Origin of the sequence: Candidatus Symbiopectobacterium sp. 'North America', assembly GCF_015762685.1 — a bacterium.
Taxonomy (GTDB): Bacteria; Pseudomonadota; Gammaproteobacteria; order Enterobacterales; family Enterobacteriaceae; genus Symbiopectobacterium.
The window spans coordinates 1-22919 of sequence record NZ_PEHF01000070.1 but is presented as its reverse complement, the minus strand read 5'-3'; the positions used below and the strand labels follow the sequence as shown (position 1 = coordinate 22919).

11 protein-coding genes and 11 pseudogenes are annotated in these 22919 nt (G+C 54.8%); 12 read left to right on the top strand and 10 right to left on the bottom strand.

What is annotated here, in order from left to right; translation table 11 throughout:
• The 3 genes and pseudogenes from proV to hpxX all read right to left on the bottom strand — a co-directional run.
• Nucleotides 1-1194: pseudogene (proV, locus tag CS369_RS14900) on the bottom strand (glycine betaine/L-proline ABC transporter ATP-binding protein ProV); the annotation flags it as partial.
• Between the two features lie 701 nt (nucleotides 1195-1895).
• Nucleotides 1896-3287, bottom strand: a pseudogene (locus CS369_RS14895) (AtzE family amidohydrolase).
• A 14-nt stretch (nucleotides 3288-3301) separates the two neighbouring features.
• Nucleotides 3302-3493 (bottom strand): oxalurate catabolism protein HpxX, encoded by a 192-nt coding sequence (hpxX, locus tag CS369_RS14890; protein WP_196907727.1) that lies wholly within the window; start codon nucleotides 3491-3493, stop codon nucleotides 3302-3304.
• Nucleotides 3494-3673: 180 nt separating this feature from the next.
• Between hpxX and CS369_RS14885 the strand changes: the two genes are divergently transcribed.
• The 7 genes and pseudogenes from CS369_RS14885 to hpxK all read left to right on the top strand — a co-directional run bounded on the left by CS369_RS14885 (nucleotide 3674) and on the right by hpxK (nucleotide 9688).
• Nucleotides 3674-4561 carry a MurR/RpiR family transcriptional regulator gene (locus tag CS369_RS14885; protein ID WP_196907726.1) on the top strand — a complete coding sequence of 296 codons (888 nt, stop codon included), beginning with the start codon at nucleotides 3674-3676 and terminating at the stop codon, nucleotides 4559-4561.
• Nucleotides 4562-4681: 120 nt separating this feature from the next.
• Nucleotides 4682-5468, top strand: a pseudogene (locus tag CS369_RS14880) (transporter substrate-binding domain-containing protein).
• Nucleotides 5469-5492: 24 nt separating this feature from the next.
• A complete protein-coding gene (locus CS369_RS14875; RefSeq protein ID WP_196907725.1) occupies nucleotides 5493-6161 on the top strand; it encodes an amino acid ABC transporter permease in 669 nt (222 codons plus the stop codon).
• Nucleotides 6161-6676: pseudogene (locus CS369_RS14870) on the top strand (amino acid ABC transporter permease); the annotation flags it as partial. The gene CS369_RS14875 and the pseudogene CS369_RS14870, both read left to right, overlap by 1 nt.
• Nucleotides 6660-7132 (top strand): annotated as a pseudogene (locus CS369_RS14865) (amino acid ABC transporter ATP-binding protein); the annotation flags it as partial. The pseudogenes CS369_RS14870 and CS369_RS14865, both read left to right, overlap by 17 nt.
• Before the next feature lie 104 nt (nucleotides 7133-7236).
• Nucleotides 7237-8466, top strand: a pseudogene (locus CS369_RS14860) (alanine--glyoxylate aminotransferase family protein).
• Nucleotides 8463-9688, top strand: a pseudogene (hpxK, locus tag CS369_RS14855) (allantoate amidohydrolase). The pseudogenes CS369_RS14860 and hpxK overlap by 4 nt, the downstream one beginning before the upstream one ends.
• Before the next feature lie 354 nt (nucleotides 9689-10042).
• Here the strand turns inward: hpxK and CS369_RS14850 are convergent.
• Both CS369_RS14850 and CS369_RS14845 read right to left on the bottom strand, forming a co-directional pair.
• A complete protein-coding gene (locus tag CS369_RS14850; protein WP_196907724.1) occupies nucleotides 10043-10810 on the bottom strand; it encodes an amidohydrolase in 768 nt (255 codons plus the stop codon).
• Nucleotides 10798-11955, bottom strand: coding sequence for a pyridoxal phosphate-dependent aminotransferase (locus tag CS369_RS14845; protein ID WP_196907723.1), 1158 nt, complete (start codon nucleotides 11953-11955; stop codon nucleotides 10798-10800). The genes CS369_RS14850 and CS369_RS14845 overlap by 13 nt, the downstream gene beginning before the upstream one ends.
• A gap of 183 nt (nucleotides 11956-12138) precedes the next feature.
• Between CS369_RS14845 and CS369_RS14840 the strand changes: the two genes are divergently transcribed.
• Genes CS369_RS14840 through CS369_RS14830 form a run of 3 tightly spaced genes read left to right on the top strand, consistent with a single transcriptional unit; the run spans nucleotide 12139 to nucleotide 13999 of the window.
• A complete protein-coding gene (locus tag CS369_RS14840; RefSeq protein WP_196907722.1) occupies nucleotides 12139-12753 on the top strand; it encodes a methylthioribulose 1-phosphate dehydratase in 615 nt (204 codons plus the stop codon).
• Nucleotides 12750-13445, top strand: coding sequence for an acireductone synthase (mtnC, locus tag CS369_RS14835; RefSeq protein WP_196907721.1), 696 nt, complete (start codon nucleotides 12750-12752; stop codon nucleotides 13443-13445). The genes CS369_RS14840 and mtnC overlap by 4 nt, the downstream gene beginning before the upstream one ends.
• An 11-nt stretch (nucleotides 13446-13456) precedes the next feature.
• Nucleotides 13457-13999: an acireductone dioxygenase gene (locus tag CS369_RS14830; RefSeq protein WP_196907720.1), complete on the top strand. Its 543-nt coding sequence runs from the start codon at nucleotides 13457-13459 to the stop codon at nucleotides 13997-13999.
• A 42-nt stretch (nucleotides 14000-14041) separates the two neighbouring features.
• Here CS369_RS14830 and mtnA read toward each other — a convergent pair.
• The 3 pseudogenes from mtnA to fadE form a co-directional block, all read right to left on the bottom strand.
• A pseudogene (mtnA, locus tag CS369_RS14825) lies at nucleotides 14042-14671 on the bottom strand (S-methyl-5-thioribose-1-phosphate isomerase); the annotation flags it as partial.
• 79 nt (nucleotides 14672-14750) lie between these two features.
• Nucleotides 14751-16561 (bottom strand): annotated as a pseudogene (gene atoS, locus CS369_RS14820) (two-component system sensor histidine kinase AtoS).
• Nucleotides 16562-16737: 176 nt separating this feature from the next.
• A pseudogene (gene fadE / locus CS369_RS14815) lies at nucleotides 16738-19186 on the bottom strand (acyl-CoA dehydrogenase FadE).
• A 360-nt stretch (nucleotides 19187-19546) separates the two neighbouring features.
• Between fadE and lpcA the strand changes: the two are divergent.
• Together lpcA and CS369_RS14805 are read left to right on the top strand one after the other, a co-directional pair.
• The gene (gene lpcA / locus CS369_RS14810) at nucleotides 19547-20131 is read left to right on the top strand and encodes a D-sedoheptulose 7-phosphate isomerase (protein ID WP_196907719.1); all 585 of its coding nucleotides are present in this window, start codon (nucleotides 19547-19549) and stop codon (nucleotides 20129-20131) included.
• Nucleotides 20132-20169: 38 nt separating this feature from the next.
• A complete protein-coding gene (locus tag CS369_RS14805) occupies nucleotides 20170-20937 on the top strand; it encodes a class II glutamine amidotransferase (RefSeq protein WP_196907718.1) in 768 nt (255 codons plus the stop codon).
• Here the strand turns inward: CS369_RS14805 and dpaA are convergent.
• Complete coding sequence (gene dpaA / locus CS369_RS14800) at nucleotides 20908-21630, bottom strand: peptidoglycan meso-diaminopimelic acid protein amidase (protein WP_196907717.1); 723 nt, start codon at nucleotides 21628-21630, stop codon at nucleotides 20908-20910. The two genes, CS369_RS14805 and dpaA, sit on opposite strands and share 30 nt — an antisense overlap.
• A gap of 224 nt (nucleotides 21631-21854) precedes the next feature.
• A pseudogene (locus tag CS369_RS14795) lies at nucleotides 21855-22624 on the bottom strand (class I SAM-dependent methyltransferase).
• Between the last annotated feature and the right edge of the window lie 295 nt (nucleotides 22625-22919).

The following is a 22919-nucleotide window of genomic DNA, read 5'->3' as shown; positions in this document are numbered from 1 at the left end:
GTTGCTGCCCTCCTTGTCTAATGCCTGTAACAGCATGCCCTTGGAAATAATGCCGATATATTCACTGTTCTCACCGATGACCGGTACGGCGCAGGGGGCCTGCGTAACCTGTAAAATCAGTTCATTGAGAGACATATCTGCGGGCACGGGGGTAGGGTCGGGCAGCAAAGCCTGTTCCAGTGGTTCTTGCGTGTGCAGTGCTTTTTTCAGTGAATCGATAGAAACGACGCCGATAAATTTTTTCCCTTTTTCCAGCACGTAGCCATATTCACGATCATCATCCTGTAGGATCTTGAGCGCAGAGCACGGCCCAACGCCGGGCGTTTTGCGGATCAAGGTAACGGGGCGACGACGCGCAATATCTTTGGCACGGAACACGTGGCTAATATCCACGCCGCGGAAGAAGGTACGCACATAGTCATTAGCCGGGTTGTTGAGAATTTCATCTGGCGTACCGACCTGGATCACTTCACCGCCGTGCATGATGGCGATGCGATCGCCGATGCGCATGGCTTCGTCCAGATCGTGGGAAATAAACACGATGGTACGCTGGTGGCGCGATTGCAGTTTCACCAACTCATCTTGCATTTCAGTACGGATCAGCGTATCGAGCGCTGAAAACGCTTCATCCATCAGCAGAATATCGGGATCGTTTGCCAGTGCGCGCGCCAGACCGACGCGTTGGCGCATCCCGCCGGAAAGCTCATCCGGGTAGGTATTGGCATAGGCTTCAAGGCCTACCTGTTGCAGTGCTTCGAGCGCTTTCTGTTCACGCTGTGCTTTATCGACGCCTGCCAACTCCATGCCAAACGCAGTGTTAGCTAACACGCTCAGGTGCGGCATCAAGGCGAATGACTGGAACACCATGCTGATTTTTTTGCGGCGCAGGGCGCGCAGTTCCGTGTCTGATACCTCGGCGATGTTTTCGCCGTCGATCAGTACCTGACCGAGAGTCGGTTCAATCAGACGATTGAGAAGGCGTACCAGTGTGGATTTACCCGAGCCGGATAATCCCATGATGACGAATATCTCGCCTTCTTCAATGGCCAGATTGGCGTCTTTCACGCCGACAGTGAGCCCGGTTTTTTCAAAGATCTGATCTTTGTTTAGCCCTTTGTCTATCAGTTTGAATGCCCTGTCAGGGTGCTCGCCAAATATTTTATAGAGATGCTTTACTTCGAGTTTTATTGCCATGAAATGATAAAGTTCCTCTGTGATTTATCGTTCTATATTTCGTCCTGATGAAGGTGAAAACACGTCATACCCTACCATACTCAGATTCTGAGGCAACCCTTTGTGCCGAGAGTGGTGCTATGAAGATATTCATTTCCATGTCGCTTGGTAGGCCATTTTTCTTTATTTTTCACTGTCTGCTTTTTATATTATTTATTGATGTTTTGTATTAATTTTTTGTTTATATATCAATGATATGTGTTTTAAAATTCGATGTTTTAAATGGTTTTTACGTTTCTGTATGTTGTGGGTAATAATGGACTTGAATGACGTTGTGATTTTTTTGAAATTACTTATGCCATTGCAGTGATAAAGGTGATTTATATCGCTATTTGATGGTGGTTATTTTCGGATTACACTGAAAATGATTGCTTGATCGAAAGGGGGAGAATGCCATTGTCAATGCTTTATATTTCCCTGTGATGCACACTGAAATAGAAAATACATTCGGGTCTTCTCAGGCTGATGACAAAGTCACTTTCCCTTTTCGTTATCCTCGGCGAAAGCCGGGGATCTCTGTGAGGAAAAACGCGTTTCATCTGCCAAAGATTCTCGCTTACGCGGGAATGACGGTGGTGGAGGGGGAATGACTGTTTTAGATAACGTTGCCAGCAACCTAAGGATGCCCACAGGCATCCCCCTACAATGCTATTTCACCTTCTTTACTGGCAGGAAATGGCACTGACCACGCCGGATTGTTCCAGCGCCCAAGCAGCACGCAGACAAATATCTTCCCGCCAGGGGGCGGCAATAAGTTGCACGCCAATAGGCAACCCTTTTGTGGTCATCAACGGCACGGTGACGACGGGAAGCCCAACAAACGAAATAGGCTGAGTCAACATGCCCATAATGGCGCGTACGGGCAGATCGGTGTGATTGATTCGCATCGTTTCTTGGCCGATCAGGGTTGCGCAGCACGGTGTCGCCGGGGTAATCAGCAGGCCCACGTGTTCAAACAACGGTAATACCTGACGGCGAAGGACGTCATGAAAACGCTGAGCCTGTAGATACCAGGCAGAAGGCAACATGGCTCCCGCCGTCAGGCGTTCACGTGAGTGCGGCTCAAATTTTTCAGGCGCGTGGCGCAGGGCGGAGAGATAACGGTTACCCCCTCGCTGGCCGAGAGAATAAAGGCGGCGGTGCGAGCCAGTTCGGCCTGGGCGATAGTCCTTTCTTCATTGGCTGCAAGCGCGTGTGCAACACGCTGCACTGCATCGCGCGCATCATTATCGCAGGCTTCATGAAAGTAGCCGGAAAGCACGGCACTGCGCAAGCCATGAGCGCCGTCCTGCAAGCGGGATGCGCTAGAAAGGAGCGGCTGCGGGCGCTGAAAACGATCGTCACTATGAATGCCCTGTAAGGCATCGAACACCAAAGCCAAATCCACTATGCGGCGCGCCAGCGGGCCGATATGATCGAGGCTGGCAACAAACGGGTGGCTACCTTCACGAGATAACCGGCCAAACGTCGGCTTTAGGCCAAAAATGCCACACAGGGACGAGGGCACCCGAATCGATCCATTGGTATCGCTGCCCAGTGAAAAGTGCACCAGGCCCGCGCCGACCGCGGCGGCAGACCCGCCGGAGGAGCCTCCAGCGATACGGGTTGGATCGAGTGGATGGCGAGTCGGGCCGTAATGGGTGTTTTCGGTGGTGAAACCGTAGGCGTAAGCATCCATATTCAGCATGCCGGAAAGCAGGGCACCGCTGGCGCTTAACTGGCGCAGCGCAAACGCATCGCGCTTGGCGGGGGGGGTGGTTGGCAAACAGCTGTGCGCCTGCCAGCGTCGTTTCTCCGGCAACGTCAAACAGGTTCTTTACCGCATAAGGCACACCTGCCAACGGTGGCAAAACGTCACCGCGCAGGCGCCTCGCATCCAGCGCATCGGCCTCTTGTTGCATACGTTGGCCTGTTACCTGGTTATAGGCATTTAACGTTGGGTGCCGCTGCGCGATGGCATCCAGCGTAATGTCAGCGATCTCACGGGCGGCAAGCTCTCCGCGTTGCAGGTGTTGTTGCAGTTGGGTGATGGATAACGCGGTGAGTTCCGCCATAGACAACGGGTGCGTCATAATTGATAAACCCCCGCGATCTCTTCCTGCACCTCCAACGGATAGTCCATCAGCGGCTGCGCCATCTCTGCGATGTGCTGTAACTGGAGCAGCACCGCGTCATGGCGCTCTGGGGGGAGTGGCAGATTCAGCAGGGTTTCCATCTGTTGCAGATAAGCGGTTAGGGTTTCAGGGGCGTGAGAGGTCATCGGTTCTCCTGTTGTTTCACGATGCAGAAGTGTTAGCGTGAAACGTGTGTTGCAAGAGTTGTTCCAGAATGGTTTCGACACTGAGAGGGCAGACGTTTTTTCCTATTGTATGTCGTTGATGTGCTTGTGTTAGTGTGGTTGCAACGAAAGTTGCAGTGACACAGAGATAACGGAATCACCATGACACAAATTGATGAGCGGCTACGCAGTCGTTACAGCACACTCTCTGGGCAGGAACAGCGCATTGCCGATTTTATCTTTACCCATTTCGACGACGTGATTGGCTATAACAGCGCCGAGCTGGCGCGGCTGAGCGGCGTGTCGAAAGCTACAGTCAGTCGCTTGTTCAAACGGTTGGGGTATGCCAGCTACCGTGATGTGCGTGAAGAGCTAAGAACCTTGCGCCAAAGCGGGATGCCGCTGGCCGAGAGCCGTGATGCGGTTCAGGGCAATACGCTGCTGGCACGCCACTATAAACAGGAAATGGCGAATTTGGCGCAGTGGATCAACCGTATCGATCCGGCACAGTTTGGTGCCATTATCGATGCATTCCTGCGGGCTCAACAGGTCGCGATCGTCGGTCTGCGCAATAGCTATCCGGTGGCGCTTCATCTGCGCCAACAATTGATGCAGGTGCGTACGCAGGTGGCGCTACTGGCCCAACCGGGGCAGACGCTGTCGGAAGAGATTGCCGACTTGGGACCACAGGATGTCGCGGTGATCGTGGCGTTTCGCCGCCGCTCGCGCGTTATCCAGCCGTTACTGGCACAGTTGCAGGCGCGTCAGGTGCCTGTTGTACTGATCTGTGAACCGCAGGCCAACGGGTTATTTCCGTTTGCCACGTGGTCATTATGTCTGCCATTGGACAGCGTTTCCGCCTTTGATAGCTACAGCGCGGCCATGAGTCTGGCCGTGTTGCTCAGCAATGCGTTACTGCATGAAATGTTGCAACAGGGCCGCCAACGTATTCATCAGATCGCCGATCTTTATACCCACCTGGATGAATTAGCGCTGCGTTTTTGCGCGTTTTACTCTCTGTTTGCTCATTCCCTCCCTTGTTATGCCTGATTATCACGCTTTTTAAGACTGGCATGCCCTTTGCTTAGTGAATGAAACGATAGTTTTACTTATCGCTTATTAAGAACTTTTGGTTTCATCAGACTCTCAACCAGGAGATACGCAATGGGCATCAAAAAACACCTTATCGCGCTGGCAGGCGCAGTGCTGTTAGTGACACAAGCAGGCCGCTGTTGCCGATCAGCTTCAGGACATTGAACAGCGTGGCGTGTTACGCGTTGCTGTACCACAAGACTTCCCGCCGTTTGGTTCAGTCGGCACTGATCTGCAACCGCAAGGGTATGACATCGACGTCGCTCGCTATCTGGCGCAAGAGATGAAACTAAAGTTGCAACTGGTACCGGTGACCAGCGCCAACCGTGTGCCTTATCTGCAAACCAATAAAGTGGATCTGGTGATCTCCAGTCTGGGTAAAAACGCTGAACGTGAAAAAGTGATCGATTTCAGCCGCGCCTATGCGCCGTTCTTTCTCGGCGTGTTTGGTCCACAGGCCGGTACAATGAGCGATGCGCAGCAACTGGCAGACAAAAGCGTCGGCGTAACGCGTGGTGCCGTAGAGGACATGGTACTGAGTGAAATCGCACCGAAAGCAGCGCAGATAAAACGCTATGAGGATAACAACACCACGCTGTCGGCTTACCTGTCTGGACAGGTGGAGTATATCGCTACCGGTAACCTGGTGGTGGCTGCCATTGCGGCACAAAACCCCGCCAAGGCTCCGGTTGCCAAATTTATGCTGAAAGACTCACCGTGCTATATCGGCATCAAGAAAGGGGAAGCGGCGCTGCAAGCTAAAGTGGATACGCTGATTGCCCAGGCGTTGGCGGATAACACCCTGAATTCGCTCTCTGAAAAATGGCTGAAAGCGCCATTGCTCGCCAGCCTGCTGGCTGAATAACCGGGTGCCTAAGGGAGAGATGCCATGGCCTATCAACTGAATTTTGCCGCGCTGTGGCCTTATTGGCCCGAACTGCTCGCGGGGCTATGGGTGACGGTCCAGTTGACGGCCATGGCGACCTTTGGCGGTATTGCCATCGGCATCTGTGGCGCGGCATTACGCAGTGGCCGCCCCTCGCTGCCAAGCCGCCTGTGGGGGCTATACGTTGAGCTGATTCGCAATACACCGTTTGTTGTGCAGCTGTTTTTCATCGTTTTTGGCCTGCCAACGCTCGGCTGGAAACTGACGGTGGGTGAGGCCGCGCTGCTGGCGATGTTGATTAACCTTGGGGCCTACAGCACGGAAATTATCCGCGCGGGCATTCAGGTTATGCCGAAAGGGCAATGGGAAGCCGCGCGCGTGCTGGGGCTCACACGGATGCAAACCTTTGTGCGCGTTATCTTGCCACCGGCCATGCAGCGTATTTATCCGGCGCTGGTCAGCCAGTGCATTATCGTGATGCTCGGTTCATCCGTGGTATCGCAGGTCTCTTATGAAGAGCTGATCTTTGCCGCCAACCTGATTCAATCGCGCACCTTTCTCAGCTTTGAGGTGTATCTGATCACCACGCTGTTTTATCTGGAGCTGTCGTTGTTAATGCGTCAATTGCTGATGATGGCGGGCCGCCGTTTATTCGGGAGAACGCACGGATGATGAACTTTACCGATTGGGATATCGTGTGCAACCTGCTGCTGGCGGCGCGTTGGACACTGCTGCTCTCGCTGACGGCCTTTTTCGGCCTTGGATTGTTTGGCATTAATGTCAGTCCCTGGACCGCTGCGGCACTGGCGCTGACGCTGTTTACCAGCGCATTTCTGGTGGATATCTGGCACGGCAGCATCGTGGCATTGCCAAAAGGGCAGTGGGAAGCGTCACGCTGTCTCGGGCTGAGTTTTGGTCAAACGCTGTGTCGAGTGGTCGCGCCGCAGGCCATGCGCATCGCTATCGCGCCCACAGTGGGGTTTTCGGTGCAGGTAATTAAAGGGAAGGCGCTGGCATCGATCATCGGTTTTATCGAACTGACCAAGGCCGGCACCATGTTGAACAACGTCACCTATCAACCTTTCAAGGTCTTTGGCCTGGTCGCACTGGGCTACTTCCTGATGTGTTATCCGCTGCCCTACTACAGCCGCTATCTGGAGAAGAAATTCAATGCCGCTCATCACCATTATCAGGTGCAGAAATACTACGGCCAGAACCACGTCCTGAAAGGCGTCGATCTGGATATCGATATGGGCGAAGTCGTTTCTATCATAGGGCGCAGCGGCTCGGGAAAAAACACGCTGTTGCTCTGCATTAACGGCTTGGAAGGCTATCAGGAAGGCAGCATCAAACTCGGTGGCGTAACCGTGACCAATCGCGATTCACAAGCGCGTGAAATCAGCCGTTCAGTGGGTATGGTGTTTCAGAACTTTAACCTGTTCCCGCACATGAGCGCGCTGGAAAACGTGATGCTGGCACCTCGTTTGGTACTGAAAAAAAGCGAAGCAGAGTGCCGTGCTTTGGGGGAACAGATGCTGGCGAAAGTCGGGTTGAGTGAACGCCTGCACTACTCACCGGCCAACCTGTCTGGCGGTCAGCAGCAGCGCGTGGCGATTGCCCGCGCGCTGTTCGCTAACCCACAGACCCCCGAACTCAAACAGTTTATTGCGTCGGTGCGTGGTTTGACGGAGGCCTGAGCCCTGTTGCTTGCAGCGAACGTTCCTGCTTTTTTTTGGAGTTGTGCATGATGAATAACGAATTATACGCGCAGATCAATCCGCCTCACCGTTTACTGATGGGACCCGGTCCGATCAATGCGGATCCCCGTGTACTGCGTGCCATGGCATGTCAGTTGATTCGTCAATACGATCCGGCCATGACGGAATACATGAATTAGATCATGGAACTTTATCGTCAACTGTTCCGTACGGAAAACCGCTGGACCATGCTGGTAGATGGTACATCGCGCGCGGGTATCGAGGCCATTTTGCTTTCGGTGATCCGCCCCGGCGATCGGGTTCTGGTGCCGGTGTTTGGGCGTTTCGGGCATCTGTTATGTGAAATTGCGCGCGGCTGTCACGCTGACGTTCACACCATCGAAGTGCCCTGGGGGGAAGTCTTTACCCCGGATAAGATTGAATATGCCATCCAACGGTTGCGCCCACGTGCCTTGCTGACGGTACAAGGCGATACCTCCACCACCATGTTGCAGCCGCTGGCAGAACTCGGGGATGTGCTGTTTTATACCGATGCGACCGCCTCTTTCGGTGGTAACGCGCTGGAGACAGACGCTTGGGGATTGGATGCCGTTTCTGCCGGTTTGCAGAAGTGTCTGGGTGGCCCTTCAGGCAGCGCGCCGATTACCCTCAGCCCGAAGATGGAAGCGGCCATACGTCTTCGTCGCTGCGTGGAGCAGGGGATTCGTACGGCGGAACATCGCGACGGTGAAGAGGAGATGATCTACTCCAACTATTTCGATCTCGGCATGGTGATGGACTATTGGGGGCCCGAGCGCCTGAACCACCATACCGAAGCCACCAGCATGCTGTTCGCCGCACGGGAGTGTGCCCGAGTGATGCTCGAAGAAGGTCTGGATAAGGGTATTGCGCGTCATGCACTGCACGGTGAGGCTCTGGTCGCCGGTCTGAAAGGCATGGGGTTGCGCATTTACGGTGACAAGCAATACAAAATGAATAACGTGACCGGAGTGGTTATCCCTGAGGGCATACAGGGTGAGCAGATTCGCCAGTGCTTGCTGAACGATTTTTCCATTGAAATCGGCACCTCATTTGGTTCGCTACAGGGGAAAATCTGGCGCATCGGTACCATGGGGTATAACGCCCGCAAAGATTGTGTGATGCAAACCCTTAGCGAGCTGGAAGCGGTGCTCAACCGCCATGGTTTCCGCACGGTGCAGGGCGAGGCATTGCAGGCAGCATGGGACCGCTATGACGCCAGCGCTGGAGTTGCGCAATGAGTTCGCCATGGTTATCGCGCTTTACAGCGCAATCGGCCGCCGAGCGGGTCATGTGGCGCTGCGATACCTTGGCAGAGATCAGTGAAGATACCGATCAACTGACGCGGGTTTATCTGTCGCCGCAGCATTTGCGCGCCAACACCTGCGTGGGTGAATGGATGCGGGAAGCGGGAATGCGGGTATGGCAGGATGCGGTCGGCAATATCTGCGGTCGCTATGAAGGCAATCTGCCCGATGCGCCGGAGGTATTGTTAGGTTCGCACCTTGATACGGTGCGTAATGCCGGACGCTACGATGGCATGCTGGGCGTTTTGGCGTCCATTGAAGTGGTGCGCTTTCTGCATCAGCAGCAGATTCGCCTGCCGGTGGCGTTGGAAATTGTGGGATTTGGTGACGAAGAGGGCACGCGGTTTGACAGGTACCTGGCCTGAAAGTTGGTTATCCTGTCAGGATGCGCAAGGTGTGAGCGTGTCACAAGCGTTGTCTCTGGCGGGATTATGCCCGGAAGGAATTGGGCGTGCGGCGCGTGCGCCACAAAGCATCGCCGCCTATCTGGAAATGCATATTGAGCAAGGCCCCTGTCTGGAACACGATGACGCCGCATTGGGCGTGGTGACGGCAATCAACGGTGCGCGCCGGTTAAATTGTGTTTTTCAGGGAACGGCAGGCCACGCCGGTACGGTGCCGATGACGCAACGTCAGGATGCGCTGGCAGCAGCGGCACAGTGGATGGTTGTGGTTGAGCAACTGACACGAGAGCAGGCGTCCGGTTTGGTGGCAACCATCGGCATGTTGCAATGTGCGCCGGGGGCGGCGAATGTGATACCGGGTGAGGTGCGTTTAACGCTGGATGTGCGTGGGCTGGAAGAGACGGCACTGGCCGCGTTGCTGGCTAACTTATTGTCTCACGGCGAGCAGGTGGCGCAGGCGCGCGGCTGCCGCTTCGAGGCTGAAGAGTCGCATTGCCCCGACGCGCTGTGATGATGGGCTACAGCGGTTGCTGCGTGAGGCGGTTACTCAGGTGCAAGGGTGTGCTCCCTCTTTGCCGAGTGGTGCAGGTCACGATGCGATTGCGATAGCAGAGCGCTGGCCGGTAGGCATGCTGTTTGTGCGCTGCAAAGGGGGGATTAGCCATCATCCGGATGAGTCGATCACCAAGGCGGATGTGGCGCAGGCGCTCCGCGCATGGTTGGCCATGGTGCTCACCTTCGGTGAGGAATAGTGAGTTGCGAGTCGGCGTTTAAAGCATCAGGTGCTTTTATGCTATGTTTGCGTAGGGTTTCGTGCGCCAAAATGTGTTGTTTATCTCTGCCACTCGCGTAGCACGCGCCCAACGAGGGGAATGCAATCGCCCATTCCCCTCGACCCCAGGCTATTTGCGTAATGCCGTCGCTACGCGATACCTTCGGAAAACGCTGCCGCCGGACGGACCGCCAGCGACGCGTTCCAGACGCGGCGCTGGCTTTCGCTGCATCCATGCTGCTCATCCTGGCGTCATCCTTTTCCTCAGCGCCATTCAACGCGGGGGGCAACCCCAAATACCTAAGAGAAATAGCGGCCTGCGCCGTCTCACTGACTACAATGTAAATCTATCCGCATCACGCCATGCCGGAAACGCTTCACGGTAGCTTTGCAGCGCTTCCAGCGACAGCTCTGCGCTGATTTGCGCGGGCTGGTTCTCTGGCGCACGCGCGACGATCTCACCCTGCGGGTTGATTATCTGGCTGTCACCCTGATAGCTGTGATCGTTGCCATCAGCGCCGACACGGTTGCATCCCGCTACGTAGGCCTGATTTTCAATGGTGCGCGCCGCGAGCAGCGTACGCCAATGGTGAGCGCGCGGGGCGGGCCAGTTCGCTACGTACAGCGCCAGATCGTAATCCTGGCGGTTGCGTGACCACACCGGGAAACGCAGGTCATAGCAAATCTGCGGCAATATCCGCCAGCCACGCCATTCGATAATCAGGCGTTCATGCCCGGCTTCAAAATGGTGGTGCTCATTAGCCATGCGAAACAGGTGGCGTTTGTCATAGTGGTAAACGTCGCCCAGCGGTGAAACCAGCACAAAGCGGTTTACTGCGCCTTTGGGCGTGGAAACAGCAATGCTGCCGCCGACAAGTGCATTGGTCTCTTTGGCCCACTCTTGCAGCCAGGTTTCCACCACCGATTGTGACAGCCCCTTGCCCGCGGCATTCATGGCGAATCCGGTGGTAAACATTTCTGGCAGCACGATAAGATCGCTGCCGCGCACCGTTTCCAACTCGGCATCGAAATGGCTCAGGTTGGCTGGCCCATCGAGCCATACCAGGGGCTGTTGTAGTAGCGTGATAGTTAAAGTCGACATAAGCGCTCCGCTGCTGCTTGCAAGGTAGATTTCTGTTTAGCAAAGCATAGCCGAATCAATTTGTGTGGGAAGGGGTCGGCGCAGAAAACCGAGAGTGGGATCGCCGCCACGCCAGCGTGTTCCGTCAGCCAGCGGCAGAAGGTGACATCATCAAGATCAGAAATGGCACTGTAATCCGCCAGCAGGAAGTAAGTTCCTTCACAGGGCAGCACTTCAAAACGGCTGGCGGAGAGCGCATTGACCAGAAAATCACGGCGTGCCCGATAGAATTCCGGCAGTTCCTGCCAGTGCTCTGGCGCATGGCGCAGCGTATCGGCTATGGCTAATTGTGCCGGCGTATTGACGGAGAACGTGAGGTACTGGTGTACCTTGCGAATTTCTGCACTGATGGCCTCAGGCGCAATGCAATAACTCACTTTCCAACCGGTCATGTGGTAGGTCTTGCCGAAGGAAGAGACCGCGATGGCGCGTTGGCGCAGCTCGCTGTGGCACAGAACGCTGGCGTGTCCTTCTGGTGCAAAGCAGATGTGTTCATAGACTTCATCGCTCAACACGTAGATCTCGTGGTCAGCAATCGCCTGCCACAACTGCTCGAAATCGCTCTGACGCCACACGGTGGCAGACGGATTGTGTGGCGTGTTGAGGATCACCAGACGAGTACGAGAACTTAACAGCGCGCGAAACGCTGCCCAGTCCACGTTAAATAGCGGTGGCTGTAGCGCTACGCGTTTCACCACGCCACCCGCCAGCTCAATAGCGGGCGCATAGCTGTCATAGCTGGGATCAAAACAGATAACTTCATCACCGTGCCGTACCAGCGCGGCGATGGTGGCAAACAGCACTTCGGTGGCCCCGGCTGTGACCGTGATTTCGTGGTCGGCATCGGGCTGCCAGCCATACTGTGTCGCAGTTTTTTCGGCGATCGCGCTGCGCAAGGGTGCTGCCCCGGTCATCGGTGCATACTGGTTCGCCCCTTGGGCAACGTGATAGGCCAGACGCTGTTGCAGGTAATCTGGTCCGCTGAAATCCGGGAACCCCTGCGACAGGTTGATCGCCTGATGCTGCTGCGCCAGCGCGCTCATTTGGGTAAAGATGGTGGTGCCCAATGCGGGCAGTTTGCTTTCGGGAAAAAGTGCGGCACTCATGGTAGAAATGAACTCCTGCAAACTTGCTGTATTGCGAGCCAATATAACACGATGCTAGTATTTGGCAATCAAGACGTATGGACGTTTAAACTGCTAAATTCCATTGACGTCTAACTTATAACAAAACGTACTAACCACAATGCGAAACGCTGTGGTGAAGAGCACACCTGCACAGGATGAACGATGAGTGAAAACCCAGAACTGGCTGCGTTAGTCGCGGCCTGTCATTGGATTGGGCAAAAAGGGTGGTGTCCGGCAACCGGCGGCAATATGTCGGTGCGTCTGGATGAAGACCGTTGCCTGATCTCTCAATCCGGTAAGGACAAAGGCAGTTTGCATCAGGATGATTTTTTACTGGTGAATATTGCCGATAACCATGTCCCCAGCGGGCGTACGCCGTCGGTTGAAACTGGCCTGCACACCTTGCGCTATCGTCGTTTTGCGCCAGTAGGGGCCGTGTTGCATACCCATTCCGTCAACGCCACCGTGCTCTCCCGCGTAGAGAAAAGCGATGCGCTGGTGCTGGAAGGGTATGAGATGCAGAAATCTCTGCAAGGGCAGCATACTCACCTTGACCGCGTTGCCATTCCCATTTTTGCTAACGACCAGGATATTCCCGCACTGGCAGCACGCGTGGCGGCGTACGCCGATACTCAGGCGCTGCGCTACGGTTTTTTAGTGCACGTTAATGGGCTTTACTGCTGGGGAGAGGATGTCGCGCAGGCTCGCCGTCATCTGGAAGGGCTCGAGTTTCTGTTTCAGTGTGAACTGCAACGACGCTTGCTGGAGGCAAAATGATCAAGGCCATCGTGACGGATATTGAAGGCACCACCAGCGATATCCGTTTTGTGCATAACATCCTGTTCCCTTACGCGCGGGCGCGTTTAGCCGAGGTCGTGGCACAGGCTGACACTCAGCCAGAAATCGCCGAAACGCTGGCGTTGTTACGCGAAGAGCTCGGTCAGCCGCAGGCGCAAGCCTCCACCTTGCTGGAAGCACTGCATCAATTTATGGAGCAGGATCGCAAATCAACGGCATTAAAACGTCTGCAAGGGATTATCTGGCGCAACGGCTATCTCAACGGCGATTTCCGCGGTCATGTGTATGACGACGTTGCGCCGCAGCTGCGCAGGTGGCGCGAGCAGGGGATCGATCTCTACGTCTATTCATCGGGGTCGGTGGAAGCACAGCAACTGCTGTTCGGTTACAGCGATGCAGGGGACTTACGCCCGTTGTTCAGTGGTTACTTTGACACCCGCGTCGGGGCTAAGCGCGAAGCGCGCTCATACCACCATATTGCTCAGGCAATTGGGCTGCAGGGCGAGCAACTGCTGTTTTTGTCTGACATTCATCAAGAACTGGACGCGGCTGCCGAGGCCGGTTGGCAAACGTGTCAGTTGATTCGTGATGAGGCGGATGTGGAAAGCTTTCATCGTCAGGTGGCGCGTTTCGACCAGATTGACCCATCCCAGGCCACTAGCGCCGTTTAAGAAGTTTTGCCATGAGTGCATTAACCATTTTTAACGACAATGACGCCAGCCAACCGGTATGGGACAGCCGCGATGCGGAGGCTATCCAGACGGCGCTTGCCGCGATTGGGGTGCGTTTTGAGCGCTGGCAGGCCGATCGTACGCTGAGCTTCTCTCCGGCAGCGGAAGAAGTGCTGGCGGCGTATCAGCATGAAATTGATAAACTGGTGGCAGAGAAAGGTTACCAAAGCTGGGATGTGATCAGCCTGCGTGCCGACAATCCACAGAAAGACGCATTGCGCACCAAATTTTTGTCTGAGCATACACACAGCGAAGATGAGGTGCGTTTCTTCGTCGAAGGTGCCGGGCTATTCTGCCTGCACCTGAACGGCAAGATTTATCAGATATTGTGTGAGAAGAACGATCTGCTGTCGGTACCCGCGGGTACGGCACACTGGTTCGATATTGGCTCCGAGCCGCATTTTATCGCGATTCGCGTGTTCGATAATCCAGACGGTTGGGTGGCGCATTTTACCGGCGATGCCATTGCCGATGCTTATCCGAAGCTGGCATAGTCATGCCGATTTTTCCTCCAGCCAACGGCTGGAGGAAAGGGATTAGCGCAACTCCTGAGTGAAGATCCCTGCTTGCACCTGCTCGGGCGTGGTCACACCGCTATCCAGTACCCAACCGCTAATCAGTGAAGCGGGTATGACATCAAAAGCAGGGTTATAAACCTGTGCGTCTTGTGGTGCTCACTGGCAGGTGCCAAAGCTGCCCGCCACGCCGGTCACCTCGCTGGCGGCGCGCTGCTCAATGAGGATCGCCTTGCCATCCGGGCAGGCCGCATCGTGCGTAGTGTGCGGCGCGGCGACATAGAACGGAATACCATGATAACGGGCCAGAACGCCCAGGCTGTAAGTGCCAATTTTGTTGGCAATATCACCGTTAGCAGCAATGCGATCGGCCCCGACCCAAACGGCATCAACCAAGCCCTGCGCCATCAGGGTGGCGGCCATCGAATCACAAATCAAACGATAGGGAATGTTCAATTCCCCCAACTCCCAGGCGGTCAGCCGCCCCCCTTGTAATAAGGGGCGCGTTTCATCCACCCAGACCTGTTCCACGTGTCCTTGCCTGTGTGCATGGTGAATCACCCCGATGGCGGTGCCGACGCCCGCTGTGGCTAATCCACCGGTATTGCCGTGGGTAAGCAGACGACTGCCAGGTTTGACCAATGTGGCCCTGTGGTGAGCATACGGCGTACATTCTTTTCATCATCGGCGATCAGGATACTGTAAGTCTGTTTCATTGCGGCGTATTTCCCTAATGGTGAATCGGTAGCAAAAGGGTAAAGGCGGTGCCGTGCTCAGGATCTCTGCTAAGCTGGATGTCTCCCTGATGCGCATTGATAATGCGCTGGCTCAGCGCTAACCCAAGGCCGGTGCCCGACGCTTTGGTGGTGAAAAAGGGATCGAAAATCTTGTTTTTGTGGTGCTCAGGAATACCGCAGCTGGTGTCGCGGATGGTGACCGCCTGGCGTGCATTATCCACTTGCCAGGTTCGAATGTGGATTTGCCCGCGTGCGCTGATGGCTTGTACCGCATTGATCAATATGTTGAGGATCACTTGCCCCAGCAGTTCGCCGTCGGCTTCTATCTCTTCGAGGTCTGGCGCCAAATTTTTGCTTACGTCAATGCGGGCTTGCAGTCCGGTGGTTTGGATCAATACCAGACACTCTTCGATAAGCTGGTTCAGGCTGACCAACTGCCAATAGACCTGACGCGGGCGGGCGAAATCGAGCAGTTGCTGAATCACCCGGTTGATGGAATGGGTCTCTTTCAGGATGATGGCGATATATTCCTGATGGATCGGATTCGTGTCCTGCTACTTGAGGATCTGTACGTAGCCTTTGATGGCCGTCAGTGGGTTACGTACCTCGTGGGCGACGCCCACCATCAGTTCGCCCAGTGTCGCCAGCCGCTCCGTTTGCGCCAGCCGCCGTTGCACCTCTTTACGTGCCGTGAGATCGGAGAAGATCACTAACGCGCCGATCAGTTCATTATGGGCGTTATGGATCTGGCTGGTGGTCACACTCAGTTCAATGGTGCGATTCCGGGCGGGAAAACTGACTTCCAGCGCCACGTGTTCGGTGCCTTTTTGCAGCGTATCCAGCACCGGGCTGTCGAAATGCGTGTTGGAGAATATTTTGGCATACGGCTGGCCCAGTAACTCATCCTGTCGATAGCCGGTGATCTCCTGAGCGGCAGGGTTGATTGTGGTCACATTGCCGTGTTTGTCCACGGCGATCACGCCGTCGGCGGCACTTTCGATGATCAGATCGTTGAGGGTTTTGGTTTCGCGTAACGCTTGCGCCAACGCGTTGACACTGTGCGAGATTTTCCCCAAATATCCCGATAATGACGGTAGCCGGGTATTGAGATTCTGCGCCAGATCCTCCAGCCCATGAGTAATCACGTCAATACTGGTACTGAAACGGCGAGAGAGCAAAATGATCAGGCACAGGCTCACCAGCAAACCCAACGCCAGCACCGAGACAATATTGATATCCATGCGCCGCTCCTGCTGGCTGATGTCTTCAGATAACTCGTTGGCCCAGATATACCCGATGACGTCGCCATCGCGGGTAATAGGCTGCATGGAATTCATGATGTTGCCACGCACCTGCTTGCCGGAATAGACCTTGGGCTGGTTGCTGGACATCACCTCTCTGCCGGGGTGGTCGGCGTTGATCGTGACACTGACGTTGGACTGGAATTGTGCCGAAGGGGCATAGGTGCGTCCAGGGCGCGGTGGTAATAGCCTGCGCCGACGCCGTTAAAGGCGCGCATGGGGGCTAACTCCTGATTGAGCGCTTGAATACGCTCGGCATGGGGGAGGGTGGCAAAATGCGTGAACCTGTCCCCCAGTGCTTCATCCAGCAGATGGGTAATGGCAGAGAGTTTTTTCTCTTTCTCTTGCAGCAGTGCCGCCCAGCCCTCGGTTTCAACCATGTAGCCAATGATGAGGGTGGGGATCGTGACCATGAACACCGCAATCATAATAAGCTGGTTGCGTAGACGGCGCGGGTACATCCAACTGAGCCCAGCACGTAACCCACTGAAACGGGTGCTCATCGATCCTTTCCTCTCAGCTAAAAGAGGAATTATCCGGGCAATGACGTTGGGTTTCTCGGAGGCGCTTCAAACTCCGCGTAGATACTGAGCAGGATAATGATACGTTCAGTGAGGTAATTTAGCTTCGAGGACGAAGAACGGAAAACGCCGGACTGCGAGGGCAGTCCGGCGGGTTATCAGGCGACAGCTACGGATTTTTTGGTTGCCGGTTTGGCCTGTGGTGCCTGAGCAGCCAGTGCCTCAGCTGCAAAATCATCCACATTGATGGCACGCAGTCGGCTCGCTTCGGCTCGAATCAAGATCTGCGCCTCTTCCGCGGTGATATCGCCTTCTGCCAAGGCTTGCTCCGCCAACTGATCGAGTCGCATGAACGGCAGGGATTTACCCAACGCCTTCGACAGCCGCTGGTGGATTGGTTCGGCGGCCATCACATCCAGTAACGACTGTTCCAGCAGACCCACCGGGTTGTGCTCGCTGGCCGTCAGGTATTGACCGCGTCCTAACCTGCTGCGCGTGGCGCTTGGCGTTTGCAGCAGCTTGGCGACTTGGTGATCCAGACGGTCGCTCGGAGCCGGACTGACCTGACCCAGCGGGAATAGTGCTATGTGCATGATTGCCGCCACCGCACGGTTCGGGAAGTTGCGCAGCAGATCGTTCAAGGCCACTTCGGCCTGATGCAGGCTATCTTGCACGCCCCAGTGCACCAGCGGCAGATCGGCCTGCTGTTGGCCTTCGTCGTCAAAGCGTTTCAGCGTCGCTGAGGCGAGATAAAGTTGGCTCAACACATCACCCAGCCGTGCGGAGATACGTTCCCGACGTTTCAAATCGCCGCCCTGCACCGCCATCGACACATCCGCCAGCAGAGCCAGGTTGGCACTCAGGCGATTCATCCGCTGATAGTAGTGGCGGGTGGCATCTTTGGTTGGTGCATGACTCGAATGCCCATTGCTGAGCCCCAGCCACAGGCTACGAGCCAGATTGCTGCCGACATGCCCGGTATGACCAAACAGTGCGTGATCGAAGCTGGTCAGGTTGTTGTCCTGCGCAGCCGCTATCTCTTTGAGCACATAGGGATGGCAGCGAATCGCACCCTGCCCAAAGATAATCATGCTGCGCGTCAGGATATTAGCCCCTTCAACGGTAATCGCGATGGGGGAGCCCTGATAGCTGCGCGCCACGAAGTTGGAAGGGCCAAGGCAGATGCCTTTACCGCCGGTGATGTCCATGGCATCCAGCGTGGCGCGCTGGCCGCGATGGGTACAGTGATATTTCACGATAGCGGAGAGCACCGCCGGTTTGGCACCTTGCATGATACCTACGGTCACCAGCGTCGCGGCGGCATCCATGACGTAGGTGTTGCCTGCGATACGCGCCAGCGGTTCTTCAATCCCTTCCATTTTACCGATGGAGATTTTGAACTGGCGGCGCAGGTGTGCATAAGCCCCGGTTGCCAGCGCAATGGATTTCATGCCCCGCGTCGAGTTGGACGGCAGCGTAATACCGCGCCCCACCGACAGGCATTCCATCAGCATACGCCAGCCCTGACCGGCCATTTTGGGGCCGCCGATAATGTAATCGAGCGGCACGAAAATGTTTTCTCCTTGCGTCGGGCCGTTTTGGAACGGCACATTAAGCGGGAAGTGGCGGCGACCAATTTGTACGCCGGGCGTGCTGGTCGGGATCAGCGCACAGGTAATACCGATATCGTCTTCGTCTCCCAGCAGGTGATCGGGATCGTGCAGCTTGAATGCCAGCCCAAGAACGGTCGCAATCGGTGCCAGTGTGATATAGCGTTTGTTCCAGGTTAAACGCATACCCAGCACTTGCTCACCTTGCCATTCGCCGTAGCACACAATGCCGACATCAGGAATCGAGCCCGCATCGGAGCCCGCTTCCGGGCTGGTGAGTGCAAAACAAGGAATTTCCTGACCGCGCGCCAGACGTGGCAGGTAGTGATCTTTCTGATCTTCAGTGCCGTAATGTTGCAACAGTTCGCCGGGGCCGAGCGAGTTAGGTACGCCGACGGTGATCGCCAGAATGCTGGAGACGCCCGCCAGTTTTTGCAGTACCTGAGACTGCGCATAGGCGGAGAATTCCAGCCCGCCGTACTGCTTTTTGATGATCATGGCGAAGAAGCGGTGCTGCTTGAGGAACGCCCACAGCTCCGGCGGCAGATCGGCCAACTCATGGGTTATCTGGATAATCATTCGCCATGCGGCATGCTTCTTCCACCGGGCCATCGAGAAACGCTTGCTCTTCTTCTGTCAATGTCGGCTGCGGGTAGTTATGCAGCATCTTCCAGTCCGGTGCACCGCGAAACAGTTCGCCTTCCCACCAGGTAGTCCCGGCGTTGATGGCCTCTTTCTCGGTGTTTGACATGGCGGGCATTACCTTCTTAAACACCCGCAGGGCAGGGGCCGACAGTGCTTTTTGGCGCAGCGCGGTCACTACCAGTGGCGCCAGCACCACCAGCAGCGGCAACAACAACCAGTAGGACCACAGCCCACCAGCACCCATCAATGCGAAGTAGGCCACGAGCAACGCGGCGCTGAGCGGCAGATTCACCCGGTGATAAAACAGGGCTCCCACCATTATCAGCAAAACAAGAATACTGACTGCGGCCATAGTTCGTCTCCAGAGTTGTCATCGGCCGTTAATCCGATCCGTTCACGTTGCGCCTGCGCGCATCCCACTCAATCCTGTTATCACTACGGCAAACATCTGCTAAGAGGTCTGACCTGTATGTGTATAGTGTGTAGTGCATCGCGTCTTTTTTATCAATTTATTTACAACACAATTACAACTTAACTCACAAACTGGTGTGTTTTTACCCCGGTAGTGATAAACATCAGCAATTGTCTTGATTGCGGCATAGCGTACTTCTCGCGGTTTCCACGATCCGTTACACTGCCAGCATTCCCTCTGCGCATACCTCCCGTGCGATGCAGAGTTATTGCCTGTTACCGAACAAAACGAGAGGATCCTATGTATCAGGACTTAATCCGTAGTGAACTGAAAGAGGCTGCGGCTACGCTGGATGCTTTTCTGAGTGACGACGCGAACATTCAGTCGATCCAGAATGCTGCGGTGCTGCTGGCTGATGCGTTCAAGGCGGGTGGCAAAGTGATTTCCTGCGGCAATGGCGGTTCACACTGCGACGCGATGCATTTTGCCGAAGAATTGACCGGTCGTTATCGTGAGAACCGCCCTGGTTATCCGGCGATTGCTATCTCCGATCCCAGCCATCTCTCCTGCGTGAGCAATGATTTTGGCTATGATTTCGTGTTTTCTCGCTACGTAGAGTCGCTGGGGCGTGAAGGGGATGTGCTGCTCGGGATTTCCACGTCGGGTAATTCCGGTAATATCATCAAAGCCATTGATGCCGCGCGCGCCAAAGGGATGAAGGTCATCACCCTGACGGGTAAAGATGGCGGCAAAATGGCGGGCACGGCGGATGTCGAAATTCGCGTACCGCACTTTGGTTACGCTGACCGTATTCAGGAAGTGCACATCAAAGCGATTCATATCCTGATTCAGTTAGTCGAAAAAGAAATGGCAAAAGGGCAGTAATCTCGCCAGGTTGCTAGCAGTAGGGGGTAGGAGGGGACATGTGTGAACTGCTTGGAATGAGCGCAAACGTTCCGACGGATATTTGTTTCAGTTTTACCGGGCTTATACAGCGCGGCGGCGGCACCGGGCCACACAAAGATGGCTGGGGCATTACCTTCTATGAAGGCAATGGTTGTCGCACATTCAAAGATCCGTTGCCGAGTTTCAACTCTCCTATTGCCCGCTTGGTGCAGGAGTATCCGATTAAATCCTGCGCGGTGGTGTCGCACATTCGTCAGGCGAATCGCGGCGCGGTCACGCTGGAAAATACCCACCCCTTTACCCGCGAGCTGTGGGGGCGTAACTGGACGTTCGCCCATAACGGTCAGTTGAAGGGATATCGCGGGCTGAAAACCGGCAATTTCCGCCCCGTGGGACAAACGGACAGCGAGTACGCCTTCTGCTGGCTGCTCAATCAGTTGGCACAGCGTTACCCACGCTCACCCGCCAGTTGGCCTGCGGTGTTCCGCTTTATCGCATCGCAAGCCGATGTGCTGAGAGGTAAAGGCGTGTTCAACATGCTGCTCTCTGACGGACGTTTTGTAATGGGATACTGTTCCACCAAGCTGTACTGGATCACGCGGCGTGCGCCTTTTGGCAAAGCAACGTTATTGGATCAGGACGTGGAAATCGATTTTCAGCAGCAAACGACGCCCAACGATGTGGTGACCGTGCTGGCGACGCAGCCGCTGACAGGGAATGAAACCTGGCATCAAATTATGCCAGGTGAGTTCGTGCTATTTTGTTTGGGTGAACGCGTAGCGTGAAGGTTTTTCACTGCTGATAACGGATGGGTTAACCACATACTGTCCGTTATTTACCGTGATTAACGGTGGCTGATAATTCTGGTTAAAATACGCATAGCCCGGCTGAAGTTGACGCCAGAAACTGTTATACGTGGAATTACGGTGGCGCTGCATATTGGTTTCCATCATACGGAAAGGATATATCGCCAAATCAATTTTGGTTTGTCCATTACGCAACGCCGCTTCGGCGTAACGGTAAATTTCGTCGATATAGTTGTTGGTCATGGCATAACAGCCAACAGAGACGCATTCACCGTGAATCATCAAATAGCGACCGGAATAGCCCTGCGCCCGATCGTATTCATTAGGAAAACCAATGTTGATCGCTTTGTAGTAATGGCTATCGGGTTTTAACTGCCGCAGATCAACCTGATAGAAGCCTTCCGGACTTTTCAGATCGCCCTCGACACGCTTGGACCCTAATCCGCCGGAATATTTGCAGATGGGATAGTGTTCCAGCAGGCGATATTCATTTCCTACCTTGGCGTACAGTTCCAATATCCGCTCTTCTTTGAAGATCTGAATATAGATCGGTGAACCTAATAATTGTTGTTTTAATTCTTTTGCTATGGGAGCCGTTTCACTGGCGACACTGGTAACAACGACGGATGGCAAAAAAAACAACATCGCAATAGACAGCGCGATTTTTTGCATTATTAATCCTGATGGTAAAAGCTGTGTGACAAACGATAGCCGCTGCCCTGCTCATCTTTTGTGAAGCAGGCGCAGCCACATTATCATTGCGTTTATTTTTATCAAGCGAGAAAAGCAGCAAAACGGCATTTTTACGTTAAGAAAACGGTGACACTGCTTTTTCTCTGCGTTTCTTCAAGCGTATTGACAGGAAAAAACATTGTCACCTGATGTGTCAGCCCTATTTATGCACGTTGCGCTTCAATGGTCATGATATCCGTGCTGAATGAGCCATCGGATTGAATCGCAAAATAGTCGATGACTTCTGCGGGCAAGGTTTTTTGCAGCGCCAGGATCGCGGTGGAGAAATGCGGCGGTGTGCGCATGCGGGCAATCCAACTGCTGAACTCCAGCGGCAGTTTGTCCGCCTGAAGCTGACGTATGGCAAAACCCGCTTCGGTCAGCAGCGTCATCCACTCACCCGGCGCGTAGTTACGCACATGTGAGGTGTCGCGCAGCATTTCCACCGTTTGCAGGTAGATATCCAGCGCCGGATGGCCCGGCGAAACCACATCCATCAGAACCACCGTGCCCCCCGGCTTCAACACGCGCTGGATTTCACGCAATGCCGCCCTACGTCGTGCCAGTGATGCGCTGAATAGCGGCTAATGACCACGTCGGCGCCGGCGCTGGCAAAGGGCAGAGACTCCGCAGGACCATGTTGGGTGTGGATGTTGTTCAGCCCCCTCTGTTGTGCCGTCTGCGCCACGACGTTCAGCATCTCTGTCGAAAGGTCGTATGCCGTCACGCGGGCGACCTGCTGCGCTGCAACAAAGCTGGCATGGCCTGCGCCACACCCTACATCGATAATGTGTGCATCGGGAAACACGGCGAGGCGCTGTGCCAGCCAGGAGAGATCGTTCCCTTGCGCGTGTACCGCGCTGTTTAAATAGTGCTGCGCCCGTGCGCCAAATTGTTCAACGACGTGCTGATGGTGATTCGGTGTAATTTTCATCATGGCTCTCATGCTGTTGGCGAAGGTAAGACGCAGCGCTACGTCGACCTGAATGACCCGAGTTGTTGTTACTATAGGCAGCCTCTGATACGGGTAAAATATGAACATTTATACTGGTATATAATAGTGCTGATTTGATTAACACGATTCGCGTTAACCAACTTATTGTTCACCAACACGGTCAAAAGAACATGAGTAATGGCTCACTGAGTGGTCCAAAGGCATTGGGGGCTAATGAGATGGTCACCCCCACCCTGTAGCGGTACGCTGACAGGGTGTTTTTCTTTCAGGAGAG

Excerpts from the sequence above, each read along its gene's own strand:
- hpxX (WP_196907727.1), bottom strand. The coding sequence starts at position 3,493 with ATGACCTCTCACGCCCCTGAAACCCTAACCGCTTATCTGCAACAGATG.
- CS369_RS14885 (WP_196907726.1), top strand. The coding sequence starts at position 3,674 with ATGACACAAATTGATGAGCGGCTACGCAGTCGTTACAGCACACTCTCT.
- CS369_RS14875 (WP_196907725.1), top strand. The coding sequence starts at position 5,493 with ATGGCCTATCAACTGAATTTTGCCGCGCTGTGGCCTTATTGGCCCGAA.
- CS369_RS14850 (WP_196907724.1), bottom strand. The coding sequence starts at position 10,810 with ATGTCGACTTTAACTATCACGCTACTACAACAGCCCCTGGTATGGCTC.
- CS369_RS14845 (WP_196907723.1), bottom strand. The coding sequence starts at position 11,955 with ATGAGTGCCGCACTTTTTCCCGAAAGCAAACTGCCCGCATTGGGCACC.
- CS369_RS14840 (WP_196907722.1), top strand. The coding sequence starts at position 12,139 with ATGAGTGAAAACCCAGAACTGGCTGCGTTAGTCGCGGCCTGTCATTGG.
- mtnC (WP_196907721.1), top strand. The coding sequence starts at position 12,750 with ATGATCAAGGCCATCGTGACGGATATTGAAGGCACCACCAGCGATATC.
- CS369_RS14830 (WP_196907720.1), top strand. The coding sequence starts at position 13,457 with ATGAGTGCATTAACCATTTTTAACGACAATGACGCCAGCCAACCGGTA.
- lpcA (WP_196907719.1), top strand. The coding sequence starts at position 19,547 with ATGTATCAGGACTTAATCCGTAGTGAACTGAAAGAGGCTGCGGCTACG.
- CS369_RS14805 (WP_196907718.1), top strand. The coding sequence starts at position 20,170 with ATGTGTGAACTGCTTGGAATGAGCGCAAACGTTCCGACGGATATTTGT.
- dpaA (WP_196907717.1), bottom strand. The coding sequence starts at position 21,630 with ATGCAAAAAATCGCGCTGTCTATTGCGATGTTGTTTTTTTTGCCATCC.